The sequence below is a fragment of the Pseudomonas sp. TH15 genome (genome assembly GCF_016651105.1).
In the GTDB taxonomy this organism is placed as follows: Bacteria; Pseudomonadota; Gammaproteobacteria; order Pseudomonadales; family Pseudomonadaceae; genus Aquipseudomonas.
This window is the reverse complement of sequence record NZ_JAEKEL010000002.1, coordinates 249,519-263,200: the sequence shown is the minus strand read 5'-3', so window position 1 is coordinate 263,200 and position 13,682 is coordinate 249,519. Positions and strand designations below refer to the sequence as shown.

General features: G+C 60.4%; 15 protein-coding genes. 12 read left to right on the top strand and 3 right to left on the bottom strand.

Annotated elements, in window-relative coordinates:
* The first annotated feature begins 30 nt into the window (after window positions 1-30).
* From JFT87_RS24945 to JFT87_RS24890, 12 genes are all read left to right on the top strand, one after another.
* The gene (locus tag JFT87_RS24945) at window positions 31-636 is read left to right on the top strand and encodes a DUF4823 domain-containing protein (RefSeq protein WP_201205729.1); all 606 of its coding nucleotides are present in this window, start codon (window positions 31-33) and stop codon (window positions 634-636) included.
* Between the two features lie 16 nt (window positions 637-652).
* Window positions 653-1,213, top strand: coding sequence for a DUF1285 domain-containing protein (locus JFT87_RS24940; protein WP_201205727.1), 561 nt, complete (start codon window positions 653-655; stop codon window positions 1,211-1,213).
* Window positions 1,214-1,406: 193 nt separating this feature from the next.
* Entirely contained in the window at window positions 1,407-2,123 is a 717-nt protein-coding gene (locus JFT87_RS24935) for a FadR/GntR family transcriptional regulator (RefSeq protein WP_201205725.1), read from the top strand.
* 132 nt (window positions 2,124-2,255) lie between these two features.
* Window positions 2,256-3,131 carry an SMP-30/gluconolactonase/LRE family protein gene (locus JFT87_RS24930; RefSeq protein WP_201205723.1) on the top strand — a complete coding sequence of 292 codons (876 nt, stop codon included), beginning with the start codon at window positions 2,256-2,258 and terminating at the stop codon, window positions 3,129-3,131.
* A 198-nt stretch (window positions 3,132-3,329) separates the two neighbouring features.
* On the top strand, window positions 3,330-4,148 hold the full coding sequence (locus JFT87_RS24925) for an SDR family oxidoreductase (RefSeq protein WP_201205721.1): 819 nt from the start codon (window positions 3,330-3,332) through the stop codon (window positions 4,146-4,148).
* 128 nt (window positions 4,149-4,276) lie between these two features.
* Window positions 4,277-5,281, top strand: a complete 1,005-nt coding sequence (locus tag JFT87_RS24920; protein ID WP_201205719.1) for a substrate-binding domain-containing protein — start codon at window positions 4,277-4,279, stop codon at window positions 5,279-5,281.
* A gap of 64 nt (window positions 5,282-5,345) precedes the next feature.
* Window positions 5,346-6,887, top strand: a complete 1,542-nt coding sequence (gene araG, locus JFT87_RS24915; protein WP_201205717.1) for an L-arabinose ABC transporter ATP-binding protein AraG — start codon at window positions 5,346-5,348, stop codon at window positions 6,885-6,887.
* An 86-nt stretch (window positions 6,888-6,973) separates the two neighbouring features.
* Entirely contained in the window at window positions 6,974-7,867 is an 894-nt protein-coding gene (gene araH / locus JFT87_RS24910; protein ID WP_446739740.1) for an L-arabinose ABC transporter permease AraH, read from the top strand.
* A gap of 222 nt (window positions 7,868-8,089) precedes the next feature.
* On the top strand, window positions 8,090-8,803 hold the full coding sequence (locus tag JFT87_RS24905; RefSeq protein WP_201205715.1) for a GntR family transcriptional regulator: 714 nt from the start codon (window positions 8,090-8,092) through the stop codon (window positions 8,801-8,803).
* A complete protein-coding gene (locus tag JFT87_RS24900; RefSeq protein WP_201205713.1) occupies window positions 8,800-9,798 on the top strand; it encodes an ADP-ribosylglycohydrolase family protein in 999 nt (332 codons plus the stop codon). Before JFT87_RS24905 ends, JFT87_RS24900 begins: the two co-directional genes overlap by 4 nt.
* Window positions 9,799-10,011: 213 nt before the next feature.
* The gene (locus tag JFT87_RS24895; protein WP_201205711.1) at window positions 10,012-11,478 is read left to right on the top strand and encodes a purine-cytosine permease family protein; all 1,467 of its coding nucleotides are present in this window, start codon (window positions 10,012-10,014) and stop codon (window positions 11,476-11,478) included.
* Window positions 11,471-12,400: a PfkB family carbohydrate kinase gene (locus tag JFT87_RS24890; protein ID WP_201205709.1), complete on the top strand. Its 930-nt coding sequence runs from the start codon at window positions 11,471-11,473 to the stop codon at window positions 12,398-12,400. Before JFT87_RS24895 ends, JFT87_RS24890 begins: the two co-directional genes overlap by 8 nt.
* 107 nt (window positions 12,401-12,507) lie before the next feature.
* Here the strand turns inward: JFT87_RS24890 and JFT87_RS24885 are convergent, their stop codons facing one another.
* From JFT87_RS24885 to JFT87_RS24875, 3 genes are all read right to left on the bottom strand, one after another.
* The gene (locus JFT87_RS24885) at window positions 12,508-12,888 is read right to left on the bottom strand and encodes a Rho termination factor N-terminal domain-containing protein (protein ID WP_201205707.1); all 381 of its coding nucleotides are present in this window, start codon (window positions 12,886-12,888) and stop codon (window positions 12,508-12,510) included.
* Window positions 12,889-13,022: 134 nt separating this feature from the next.
* Window positions 13,023-13,277 (bottom strand): hypothetical protein, encoded by a 255-nt coding sequence (locus JFT87_RS24880; RefSeq protein ID WP_201205705.1) that lies wholly within the window; start codon window positions 13,275-13,277, stop codon window positions 13,023-13,025.
* Window positions 13,278-13,330: 53 nt separating this feature from the next.
* On the bottom strand, window positions 13,331-13,672 hold the full coding sequence (locus JFT87_RS24875; RefSeq protein WP_201205704.1) for a hypothetical protein: 342 nt from the start codon (window positions 13,670-13,672) through the stop codon (window positions 13,331-13,333).
* Window positions 13,673-13,682: the final 10 nt, after the last annotated feature.

Genomic DNA, 13,682 nt, shown 5'->3' with positions numbered 1-13,682 from the left:
GTTTTCCGTCACCGGCCTCTGGAGGGTAGGATGCGTAGCCTGGTTTTGCTGCTGGCCGTTTTGGCGCTTGGTGGCTGCATGAATGTCAGCGATATGGGCGAAGGTGTTCGCTACCACATGAGCGACGCGGGGCTGTTGGATCACAGCAACAGTCAGCGCTCGAACAACTTCCGCATTCAGCCGGACTCGTTCATCTTCATCGCCCAAGGTGCTTTCGCGCCACCGGGCAGCGCCTACCCACGCCCTAACGTGGTGGCGGAAACCGCCTTCGAAGGCTTTATCGAATACTTCCCCATGGTCCGTCGCGCCCAGGCGCCGGAAGGTCTCGATGCTGCCATGGGTGAAGCTCGTGCTGCTGGCGCGCATTACCTGCTCTACACCCGTTTCGCCAAGGCTGACGACCGTATCGGTAACTCGGACGAATTGATCGACCAGGAAGCCGTAGATCGCCTCGGTCTCGACAGCGGCGTGATTCAGATCATGTTGATCGAGACCAGCACCCAGTATTTGATTGATACTGCACGGATCAAGAGTCGTGGCGGTTTACTGACGTTCCACGATACCAAGCCTGAAGACCTGATAGGCCCGCCGCTGGCGCAATATGCTCGCGGCTTGTTAGGGCTCAGCGACCAGTAATTCAAAGGAGATCGCCATGAGTGGCCCGCAAAAAGCCGTCGACCTGTTGGGGCAAATCCCCAAGACCAAAGGCTTGCCCCCGGTCCACCTGTGGAACCCCGACTTCTGTGGCGACATCGACATGCGCATCGCCCGCGACGGCACCTGGTATTACCTGGGTACGCCGATCGGGCGTAAGCCGATGGTCAAGCTGTTCTCCACCATCATTCGCCGCGACGGCGATGATTACTTCCTGATCACCCCGGTCGAGAAAGTCGGCATCAAGGTCGATGACGCGCCGTTTGTGGCGATTGCCGTGGACGTCGAAGGCGAGGGCGAAGCCCAGGTCTTGCGCTTCACCACCAATGTCGATGAGACCGCCGAGGTGGGCACTGAACATCCCATTCGCGTGATGATTGATCCAGTGACCCAGGAGCCTGCGCCGTACGTGCACGTGCGGACCAACCTTGAAGCGTTGATCCATCGCAATGTGTTCTACCAATTGGTGGAACTGGCGGTGAGCCGTGAAATCGACGGGCAGCGATGGTTGGGTGTGTGGAGCGGCGGGGAGTTCTTTCCCATCGGGCTTGAGCCGTAAACACAAACCCCTGTGGGAGCGGGCTTGCTCGCGAATGCGGTGTGTCAGTCAGCACTATGTTGACTGACACACCGCTTTCGCGAGCAAGCCCGCTCCCACATTGGTTTTGTGCAGTGCCTGAAAAATCCCGATTGACTGTTAATCATATGATCATTAGCTTGAGCATCCATCGCGTCCCTGCCTCGAGGTTTTCATGTCCAGCAGTTTTCATGCGTCGACGGTCGATTGGCTAGGCTGCTGGATTGCCGCCGGCCAGGTTAAGCCCGGCGAAACCATCAAGGTTGAAGCCGACCTGGGCGAGCAGCTCGGGGTCAGTCGCACGGTCATCCGCGAAGCCATCAAAACCCTGGTTGCCAAAGGCATGCTCGAAGTCGGGCCGAAGGTCGGCACACGAGTGCTGCCGGTGCGCCGCTGGAACCTGTTTGATCCGCAAGTCGTCGGCTGGTTGTCCCGCAGCGGCTTGCCGGAAAACTTTGTCGACGACTTGCTCGACTTGCGCCGCACCATCGAACCCATGGCGGTGCGCTGGGCCTGCGAGCGGGCCACTGTCGAACAGGTTCAAGCGATCCTTCAGGCTTACAACGCGCTGGAACGAGCGGTGGATAGCGGCATCGACTACAACCGCGCCGACCAGTTCTTCCACGAGTGCATCCTCGCCGCCAGCCACAATCAATTCATCGAACAAATGGTCCCGGCCCTCGGCGCGCTGCTGGCGGTGTCGTTCGAAGTGTCCGCTGCCGACCCGGACGAACTGCGCCGCACACTGCCAATCCACAAAGACATGGCCGACGCCATCGCCGCCCGGGACGCCGCGCGGGGTGTGTGGGCCTGCATGACCCTGATCGACAACGCCGACCTGGCCATCAAGCGTTTCTACCCGCAAGTCATGGCCGACAAAAAAGCCAGCTGACCACACAAATCCCCTTGTAGGAGCGAGGCTTGCCCGCGAAGGCGTCGACACATTCAACATGGGTGTCACAGATACACAGCCTTCGGGAGCAAGCCCCCTCCCACCTAAAACAAGAACAATGCAGGAGGTTTCATGACGTGGACTGCCGTTACCCAACACCGGGCACAGCTCGGTGAAGGCCCATTCTGGGATGCGTCAACCCAGGCGTTGTACTGGGTAGACATCGCCGGCAAGCAAGCGCTGAGGCTGATCGGTGCCAACGTGCAGATCTGGCAAATGCCCGAACACGTGTCCGCCTTCATCCCCTGCGAAAGCGGCGATGCGCTGGTGACCATGACCAGCGGCGTGTATCGGCTGGACCTGGATTCGCCAGGCCTGGAACCGCGCCTCACCTTGCTTTGTGTCGCTGACCCGCAACCCGGCAATCGCCCCAACGAAGCCCGCTGCGATGCACTCGGCCGGCTCTGGCTCGGCACCATGCAGAACAACATCGGTTTACAGGGCGAGGACTTGCCCATCGAGCGCCGCTCCGGTGGCTTGTTCCGCATTGATGCCGACGCACGGGTCACGCCGCTGCTCCGAGGGTTGGGCATTCCCAACACCCTATTGTGGAGCGATGACCTGACCCGCGTGTATTTCGCCGACAGCCTCGACCGCACGCTCTATCAACATGTCATTCGCACCGACGGTAGCCTCGAACCTGCGCAAGCCTGGTTCGGCCCCCACGAACGCGGCGGCCCGGATGGTTCGGCGATGGACGCGCAGGGCTATCTCTGGAACGCCCGATGGGACGGCAGCTGTCTGCTGCGATTAAGTCCCGAAGGCCATGTCGATCAAATCATTGAACTGCCGATCAGCCGCCCAACCAGCTGTGTGTTCGGCGGCGAAGACTTGAAAACCCTATACATCACCAGCGCCGCCAGCCCGCTTAACCATCCGTTGGACGGCGCGGTGCTATCGATTCGGCTCGATGTACCTGGAAAAACCTGTACCCGGTTTGCCGGATAAATCCCAATATATGAGACGTAAAATTATATATTGAGATTATTTGGTGGTCGGGTTTATAGTCGGCTCCATCAGTTACACGCACTCACACTTAAAAAAACAAAACAGGTGAAGTGATGCAGCGATTTTCTCAAAAGCTTTTCGGCCGGACATCGACAGATGCCCGGTTTTTGTCGTGCCTGAAAAAGGGAGTCTGGATTCATGGCTGAACCTCTTTCCTTGCCACCGGTGCCCGAGCCGCCGAAGGGCGAACGACTGAAAAACAAAGTCGTGCTGTTGACCGGTGCGGCTCAAGGCATCGGTGAAGCCATCGTCGCCACCTTTGTTTCCCAGCAAGCCAAGCTGATCATCAGCGATATCCAGGGCGAGAAAGTCGAAAAAGTCGCGGCCCATTGGCGGGACAAAGGTTTTGACGTCCAGGCGATCAAGGCTGACGTGTCCAGCCAGCAAGACCTGCACGCCATGGCCAGACTGGCCGTCGAACGTCACGGCCGGATCGACGTGTTGGTCAACTGCGCCGGGGTCAACGTGTTCCGCGATCCGCTGGAAATGACCGACGAAGACTGGCGCCGTTGCTTCGCCATCGACCTGGACGGCGCCTGGTATGGCTGCAAAGCCGTGTTGCCGCAGATGATCGAGCAGGGTATCGGCAGCATCATCAACATTGCCTCGACCCATTCCACCCACATCATTCCCGGTTGCTTCCCGTACCCGGTAGCCAAACACGGCTTGCTCGGCCTGACCCGCGCCCTCGGCATCGAGTACGCGCCGAAGGGCATTCGCGTCAACGCCATTGCGCCGGGCTACATCGAAACCCAACTGAACGTCGACTACTGGAACGGTTTTGCCGACCCACATGCTGAGCGTCAGCGGGCGTTTGACCTGCATCCACCGCGCCGCATCGGTCAGCCGATGGAAGTGGCGATGACTGCCGTATTCCTGGCCAGCGATGAAGCGCCATTCATCAATGCCTCATGCATCACCATCGATGGTGGTCGCTCGGTGATGTACCACGACTGAGTAAGTGGATTTCAGCGCGGAACTCCGTCTGAATTCCAATCATCATACGATATGACTATTCGCTTCACGGTTTGACCGCTGCATCGGCTTTCAAATAACGCTCAAAAAAAATAACAAGGAGTCAGCTTATGAATCGTCGTCGTGGGATCCGTTCCCTGTGCTGTGCCGCTTTGGCGGTCACGGCGGTCAGCCTGAGCAGTTCGCTGCTGGCGGCCGAGCAAGTGAAGATCGGTTTTCTGGTCAAGCAGGCGGAAGAGCCCTGGTTCCAGACCGAATGGGCTTTCGCTGAAAAGGCCGGGAAAGAGAAGGGCTTCACCGTGATCAAGATCGCCGTGCCTGACGGCGAGAAAACCCTCTCGGCCATCGACAGCCTGGCGGCCAACGGCGCCAAGGGCTTCGTCATTTGCCCGCCGGACGTCGGCCTCGGCCCGGCCATCGTGGCCAAGGCCAAGCTCAACGGTTTGAAAGTGATGGCGGTCGATGACCGGTTTGTCGATGCCAACGGCAAGTTCATGGAAGACGTGCCTTACCTCGGCATGGCGGCTTTCGAAGTCGGCCAGAAACAGGGTGCCGCCATGGCCACCGAAGCTAAAAAGCGCGGCTGGGACTGGAAAGAAACCTACGCGGTGATCAACACCTTCAACGAACTCGACACCGGCAAGAAACGCACCGACGGTTCGGCCAAGGCGCTGGAAGATGCGGGCTTCCCGAAAGACCACATTCTCTACACCGCACAGAAAACCCTCGACGTACCGGGCAGCATGGACGCCACCAACTCGGCGCTGGTGAAACTGCCCAGCGGTGCGAAAAACCTGATCATCGGCGGCATGAACGACAACACCGTGCTCGGCGGCGTGCGCGCCACCGAAAGCGCCGGGTTTGCGGCGGCCAACGTGATCGGCATCGGCATCAACGGCACCGACGCCATCGGCGAACTGAAAAAGCCTAACAGCGGCTTCTTCGGCTCAATGCTGCCTAGCCCGCACATCGAGGGCTACAACACTGCGGCGATGATGTATGAGTGGGTGACCACCGGCAAAGAACCGCCGAAATACACCGCCATGGACGACGTGACACTGATCACGCGTGAAAACTTCAAGCAGGAACTGGAAAAGATCGGCCTGTGGAACTGAAGGCCGGTTGATTTCATCGGCGGCCCTGGCGACGGGGCTGCCTGATCTGTGTGATGAGGTGGTTATGCAAGCGCAAACACAAACACAAGAACACCGCGGCGACAGCTTGCGCTTCAACGGGATCGGCAAGACCTTTCCTGGCGTGAAGGCGCTGGACGGCATCAGCTTCGTCGCTCATCCGGGGCAGGTTCATGCCTTGATGGGCGAGAACGGCGCGGGCAAATCGACGCTGCTGAAAATCCTCGGCGGCGCCTACATCCCGAGCAGCGGCGATCTGCAGATCGGCGAGCAGACGATGGTCTTCAAGTCCACCGCCGACAGCATCGCCAGCCGCGTGGCGGTGATCCACCAAGAGCTGCACCTGGTCCCGGAAATGACCGTGGCGGAGAACCTGTTCCTCGGTCACTTACCGGCGAGTTTCGGTCTGATCAATCGCGGCGCCTTGCGCCAGCAAGCATTGGCCTGCCTCAAGGGCCTGGCGGATGAAATCGATCCGCAAGAGAAAGTCGGACGGCTGTCCCTCGGCCAGCGGCAACTGGTGGAAATCGCCAAGGCGTTGTCCCGTGGTGCCCATGTGATTGCGTTCGACGAACCGACCAGCAGCCTCTCGGCCCGAGAGATTGATCGTTTGATGGCGATCATTGGGCGGCTGCGGGACGAAGGCAAAGTGGTGCTCTACGTCTCTCATCGAATGGAAGAAGTGTTCCGCATTTGCAACGCGGTGACGGTGTTCAAGGACGGCCGCTTCGTGCGCACGTTCGAGAACATGAGCGAACTGACCCACGACCAATTGGTGACCTGCATGGTCGGTCGCGACATTCAGGACATCTACGATTACCGCCCACGCCAGCGAGGTGCAGTGGCGATGAAGGTCGACGGGTTGCTCGGGCCGGGCCTGCGTGAGCCGGTAAGTTTCGAGGTGCACAAAGGCGAGATCCTCGGATTGTTTGGCCTGGTAGGGGCAGGGCGCACCGAGTTGTTCCGGATGCTCAGCGGGCTGACGCGCAACACCGCCGGACGCCTGGAGCTGCGCGGTCATGAACTGAAACTGCGTTCACCGCGGGATGCGATTGCCGCCGGGATTTTGCTGTGCCCCGAGGACCGCAAGAAGGAGGGCATCATGCCGCTCTCCAGCGTCGCCGAGAACATCAACATCAGCGCCCGTGGCGCCCATTCCACCTTCGGTTGCCTGTTGCGCGGCCTCTGGGAAAAGGGCAACGCCGACAAGCAGATCGCCGCGCTTAAAGTGAAGACGCCCAGTGCGTCGCAGAAAATCATGTACCTGTCCGGCGGCAATCAGCAGAAGGCCATTCTCGGTCGCTGGCTGTCGATGCCGATGAAAGTCCTGCTGCTCGACGAGCCGACTCGCGGCATCGACATCGGTGCGAAAGCCGAGATCTACCAGATCATCCACAGTCTCGCTGAAAGCGGCATCGCGGTGATCGTGGTGTCCAGCGACTTGATGGAAGTCATGGGCATTTCCGACCGCATCCTGGTGCTCTGCGAAGGCGCGCTGCGCGGTGAACTGTCCCGCGACGAAGCGAATGAATCCAACTTGCTGCAACTGGCTTTGCCACGCCAACGCGCTGATGGCGTGGCGAACTGAGAGGTGACTATGATGACAATCCAAAACAACCCCTGCCGACCCCGCGCAAACCTCTGGACCTGCGGCGTTTTCTTGATGACTGGGTGATGCTGCTGGCGGCCATCGCGATCTTCCTGGCGTGTACCTTGCTGATCGACAACTTCCTGTCGCCGCTGAACATGCGTGGCCTGGGGCTGGCGATTTCCACCACCGGGATTGCCGCGTGCACGATGTTGTATTGCCTGGCGTCCGGGCATTTCGACTTGTCGGTGGGCTCGGTGATTGCCTGCGCCGGCGTGGTCGCGGCGGTGGTGATGCGCGACACCGACAGCGTGTTCCTCGGTGTTGTCGCTGCGCTGTTCATGGGCCTGATTGTCGGGTTGATCAACGGGATTGTGATCGCCAAGTTGCGGGTCAATGCGTTAATCACCACGCTGGCGACCATGCAGATCGTCCGTGGTCTGGCGTACATTTTTGCCAACGGTAAAGCGGTGGGCGTGTCGCAGGAGCAGTTCTTCGTATTCGGCAACGGCCAGTTGTTCGGCGTGCCGGTACCGATCCTGATCACCATCGTCTGCTTCCTGTTTTTCGGTTGGCTGCTGAACTACACCACCTACGGGCGCAACACCATGGCCATCGGCGGTAACCAGGAAGCGGCGCTGCTGGCCGGGGTGAACGTTGATCGGACCAAAATCATCATCTTCGCCGTGCACGGTTTGATCGGGGCGTTGGCCGGGGTGATTCTCGCCTCGCGCATGACCTCGGGCCAGCCGATGATTGGCCAGGGTTTTGAACTGACGGTGATCTCCGCCTGTGTGTTGGGCGGGGTGTCGTTGAGTGGCGGGATCGGCATGATTCGGCATGTGATTGCCGGGGTGTTGATTCTGGCGATCATCGAAAATGCGATGAACCTGAAGAACATCGATACGTTTTATCAGTATGTGATTCGCGGTTCGATCCTGTTGCTGGCGGTGGTGATTGACCGACTGAAACAACGCTAAATAAATTCACCTGCCTCACACAAAATGTGTGGGGGCAGGAGGTCCAGTGTGGGAGCGGGCTTGCTCGCGAAAGCGTCGGCACATTCAATATTGATGTGTCAGACAGACCGCTTTCGCGAGCAAGCCCGCTTCCACATTTGATCTGTGATCGTTCCCGCCTTCCGTCACCTCCCTCAAAAAATTCCTTGCTCGCCCGACCCTGTTTCGGTTATCACTTTGTACATGATTAGACAGGTTCGATTTGACAAGAAACAACGGGTGGTCGACGAACTCATCCGGCGCATCGAAAGCGGCCTCATGGAGGACGGTTTTCTGTTGCCGGGCGAGCATCAGTTGGCTCAAGAATTCAAGGTCAGCCGCGGCACGCTGCGTGAAGCCCTGGCCGAACTGAAGAGGCGCAACTACATCGCCACGCAAAGCGGAGTCGGCTCCATCGTCACCTTCGACGGTGTGGTGCTCGATCAGCGCAGTGGTTGGGCCCAGGCCCTGGCGGACAGCGGGGCGCTGATCAATACCGAAGTGCTGCGGCTCGAGGCGGTCACTCGTCCTGACTTGCTGCCGCGGTTCGGCACCGAGAAGTTCATCACCCTTGATCGTCGTCGCCGTTCCAACGACGGCACGCTGGTGTCCCTCGAACGTTCACTGATGCCCGCCACCGGAGGCCTGGAAAGCCTGCCGCGGGTTGGCCTGATTGATAACTCGCTGACCATCACCCTGGCTGCCTACGGCTACATCGGCGAACGCGGTGATCAGTGGATCGGCGCCGAGCCGTTGAGTGCCGAAGACGCCGACCTGCTCGGTCGTCCGCACGGCACGGTATTCCTCAAGGCCCTGCGCACCACGTACGACCGTCAGGGCCGGTTTATGGAACAGGTCGAAAGCCTGCTCGACCCGGTGCATTTTCGTTTGCACCTGCAATTTGGAGAGTCAAAGTGACCGCGCTCAACCGTGCCTTGGGCGCGTTCTATGGCCTGGCGTTAGGCGACGCCCTGGGCATGCCGACCCAATCCCTGAGCCGTGCCGAAATCAAGGCGCGCTTCGGCGAAATCACTGACCTGGAAGATGCCGGTCCCGATCAACCAATCGCCGCCAACATGCCCAAAGGCTCGATCACCGACGACACCGAACAGGCGATCCTGGTCGGTCAGTTGCTGATTGAGGATGAAGGCCGGATCGAACCGGCCGTGCTCGCCCAGCGGCTGATCGAGTGGGAAGCCGAGATGCAGGCCAAGGGCTCGCAGGATTTGCTCGGCCCTTCGACCAAACGCGCGATCGAGATGATTCTCGCCGGTCATTCGCCGGAAGAGGCGGGGCGCTACGGCACCACCAATGGCGCAGCGATGCGCATCACCCCGGTCGGGATCGCGGCGGATGTCGCCGATCCGCAGCGCTTCATTAAAGCCGTGGTGCAAGCCTGCCAAGTCACCCACAACACCACGCTGGGGATTTCCAGTGCGGCGGCGGTGGCGGCGGTGGTCTCGGCCGGCATCAATGGCATGGACCTGGGCGAGGCTTTGAACCTGGGCATGCAGATCGCCCAGCAAGCTGAAAGCCATGGTCACTGGGTCGCTGGCGGACGTATCGCCTCGCGGATCAGTTGGGCGCGGACCATCAGCGTCGACAGCGACAAGGCCTTGTTGGCGGACTTGCTGTACGACGTGATCGGCACCTCGGTGGCTTCGCAGGAATCGGTGGTGGTCTCGTTTGCCCTGGCCCAGCAAGTGGCCATTGGCGAGATGAACGCCTTCGAAGCGGTGTGCATGGCTGCCAGTCTGGGCGGCGACACCGACACCATTGCGGCGATTCTTGGCGCAATGCTTGGGGCTTGTCTGGGGCTTGAGAGTTGGCCGGTGGCGATGATCGACGAGATCAAAGCCGTGAATGGTCTGGAGCTTGAACCGTTGGTGAAAGGCCTGTTGGCTTTGCGCTGACCGGGCTGACGCCTTCGCGAGCAAGCCCGCTCCCACATTTGATCTGTGCACGACACAAATCCCCTGTGGGAGCGGGCTTGCTCGCGAAGGGCGCGCCGCCGATCTGATTTTTTACCCGCAACGGAAAGCACGAAGACGGCCAGGACTGCCGGGATGTGATGTCGACTTCCGAAACTGCCCACAACCAAAACAATGGCAACAGGAGCATCCAACATGAGTTCATCGAACGCCGGGCCAAGCGCCGGGCAACTGGAAACCCGCGGTATCGAGCCGGTGCCGGAAAGCGAGTGCAACGGTCATCCGCTGCAACTGTTCTGGGTCTGGTTCGCCGCCAATATTTCAATCCTCGGCCTGCCGTTGGGCGCGACCCTCGTGGCCTTTCGCGGGTTGGCCATTTGGCAGGCGATCATCGTCGCAATCCTTGGTGCAGCCGGTTCGTTCGCGGTGGTCGGGATCATCTCCATCGCCGGCCGTCGTGGTCGCGCACCGAGTCTGACCCTGTCACGAGCGATCTTCGGCGTGCGCGGCAACATCGGCCCGACCGTGGTCTCGCTGATGTCCCGCCTGGGTTGGGAAACGGTCAACACCACCACCGCCGCGTTCGTGTTGTTGTCGTTGTGCTCGATCCTGTTCGGTTCGCCTGTAGAAGCCAAAAGCGCACCCGTGCTGACGCTGATCTTCATTGCGATTTTCGTCCTGTTGACCCTGTCGGTGTCTGGCCTGGGCCACGCTACGTTGTTGGTGATCCAGAAGTGGGCGACCTATGTGTTCGGCGCGCTGAACATTGTGGTCGGCGGTTTCCTCTGCGCGACCATCGACTGGAGCGCGGTGTTCAACGCCACGCCGGCACCACTGAGTGCAATGATCATCGGCGTCGGCACCATGGCGGCCGGCACTGGGATTGGCTGGGCCAACGCTGGCGCGGACATGTCGCGCTATCAGCACCGCAGCGTCAAAGCCGTGCGCCTGGTGGCCTCGGCCGCATTCGGTGCGGGGATTCCGCTGGTGCTGCTGATCACCCTCGGCGGCTTGCTCTCGGTGGGCAATAACGACCTGGCCCAAGCCACTGACCCGATCATCGCGATCCGCGACATGCTGCCGACCTGGATGGCCGTGCCGTACCTGATCACCGCGTTCGGCGGGTTGCTGCTGTCGAACAACCTGTCGGTGTACTCCGCCGGTTTGACCACGCTGACCCTCGGCCTGAAGGTCAAGCGGGTGTACGCAGTGGTGGTTGATATCGTCGCGATCTTCGCCGGCTCGATCTACTTCATGCTGATTGCCGACAGTTTCTACGGTCCGTTCATCACCTTCATTTCCCTGCTGGCAGTGCCCATCACCGCGTGGGTCGGGATCTTCGTGGTCGACCTGATTCATCGTCATTACTACAGCCCCAAAGACTTGCTGGACGTCAGCCCGAGCAGCGCCTACTGGTATCGCGGCGGCATCGAATGGCGCGCCTTCGGTGCGTGGGCATTCGCGATTGTGCTGGGTTTCAGCTTCACCACCATCGGCACCACTGCAGAAAACATCTGGTTCCGCGGCTTCCTGTCCGACTCCTGGCTGGGCCATAACGGCCTCGGCTGGATCGTGACCTTCCTGGTGGCCGGCGGGATTTACTTTGTACTCGGCGGGGCCAAGGATCGTCGCGCTGCACTGATTGAGAACGCTCATGCCTAAGCTGTTGCACACCGGCCAGGTCATCATCGACCTGGTCATGGCCGTGGATAAACTGCCTCAGGCGGGCGGCGACGTGTTGGCGCAATCCGCCAGTTTCGAAGCCGGCGGCGGGTTCAACGTGATGGCTGCGGCCCAGCGTAATGGCTTGCCGGTGGTCTACCTAGGTCGCCATGGCACCGGGCGTTTTGGCGACCTGGCCCGGGAGGCGATGAGGACCGAAGGCATTCGGATCGGCATCACTCACAGCGCCGAGCGCGATACCGGATTGTGCGTCGCGGTGACCGACGCCTCGGCTGAGCGCAGTTTCATTTCCTACATCGGCGCTGAAGGCGAAGTGACTGCTGAAGATTTGGCCAGCGTGCCGGCCGAGGTGGGTGACTATGTCTACGTCAGTGGCTACAGCCTGCTGCATAGCGGCAAGGCCCAGGCGCTGGTGGATTGGGTGCTGGGTTTGCCGAAGGGGATCAACGTGGTGTTCGATCCGGGACCGTTGGTGGATTCGCCGGATGAACCATTGATGCAAGCCTTGCTGGCGCGTATCGATTTGTGGACCAGCAACGGCGTCGAGGCGCTGAAGTTTACCGGCGCGCCAAACATCGCCGAGGCGTTGGATCGGTTGGTCGATCATCTGCCGGCCGAGGTGTTGATGGTGGTGCGCGATGGGCCGCAGGGCTGCTGGATCAGCCAGCGTGGCGAGCGTCAGCACGTGCCGGGGTTCAAGGTTGATGCGGTGGACAGCAACGGTGCCGGGGATGCCCATGCTGGGGTGTTTGTGGCCGGGTTGGCGCAAGGGTTGGCGGCGGTTGAGGCGGCACGGCGGGCAAATGCGGCGGCGGCTTTGGCCGTTACACGGTGGGGGCCGGCGACTTCGCCGGGGGCTGCTGAAGTGGATGCGTTGATCCGTAAGACTTTTGGTGATTGAACCGACGTCTTCGCGGGCAAGCCTCGCTCCTACAGGGGATCGCGTATATCCGTAGGAGCGAGGCTTGCCCGCGAAGGGGCCTTCAAACCCAACACAAATCCTGACCGTCAGCCAGCCTTGCGCAACGCCTCTATCAGCTCTTGCTTACGCATCCCCGACCGCCCCGGAATCTTCTTCGCCCGGGCTTCTTTCATCAAACTGTCGACGGTTTGCGTGTCCCGCGAAGCCTTGCTGTTACGCGAATGACCTTCACGGCTGGCCACCGCCCGACGGGACGACTCTTTACGATCTTCAGATTTGGCACTTGCCGGTTTCCTGCGCCCGGAACCACCGGCCCGTTCGCCGCCGCCCGACTGCTTGTTCACCGTCGCCCAGGCCCGGGCTTCGGCCTCATCCTTCGAAACACCTTTGTGTTCGTAGCTTTCTTCAATGTGCTCGGCCTTGCGTTTTTGCTCGGCGGTGTATTTGTCTTTGCTTCCACGAGGCATGGGATTTCTCCTTGCATCAGCAGATGATTTTCAATGTAGGAGCCGCCGCAGGCTGCGATCTGTTGATCTTCAAAATCAACAGATCGCAGCCTGCGGCAGCCCCTACATGATTAACGATCACACGATCACTTTGCTCAGCTATCGAGCTTGCGCGCCGCCTCAACCCCCGCCGCGCTGAGTTTGATCGGCAAGCTCAGTGAATGCTCGCCAGCCTCGTTACAGGTCACATGACCATGGTGGATCAGTCCGCGATCCTGCAAAGCGGCGAGGGTATTGGCCACGACTTTCTCCCCCCGGTAATTGTCCAGGACCTCCTTGCCCAAACCGCTTGGGTGGGCGTGCAACAGACGGGTCAGGACTTCTTTTTCCAGGTTTTTATCGACGTTCATGGTTACCTCTTTCATGGATGTGGATAGGGTGTTGCGGTACTCGCGTCGGCGAACTATTGGTCGGCACCTTCGGAATCCGAACCACTGGTTGTGGTTTTCGAGCCGATACCGCTGCCAGCGTTATCGGGTGTCTGGGTGTCCGGCATGTTCATCCCGCCTTGACGGCCGGCGTCGCTGCCCTGGAGTCGCGGGTCAGTGCCCGTGGCGGGAGGTTGGTTGATCAATGGTACGCCTGAGCCATCGGTGTTCATGCCGGGGGCACTGTTGATGGCGGGGGCGCGGGGTGCCGGGGTCGGATCGGTAGGGCCGGTCCCTGCTGCGGTGGCGGATGCGGCGAAAACCGCGGGGCAGAGCAGGGCGCTGAATACGAAAGCGGTCAACCTTGACGAGATCATAGGGCTTCTC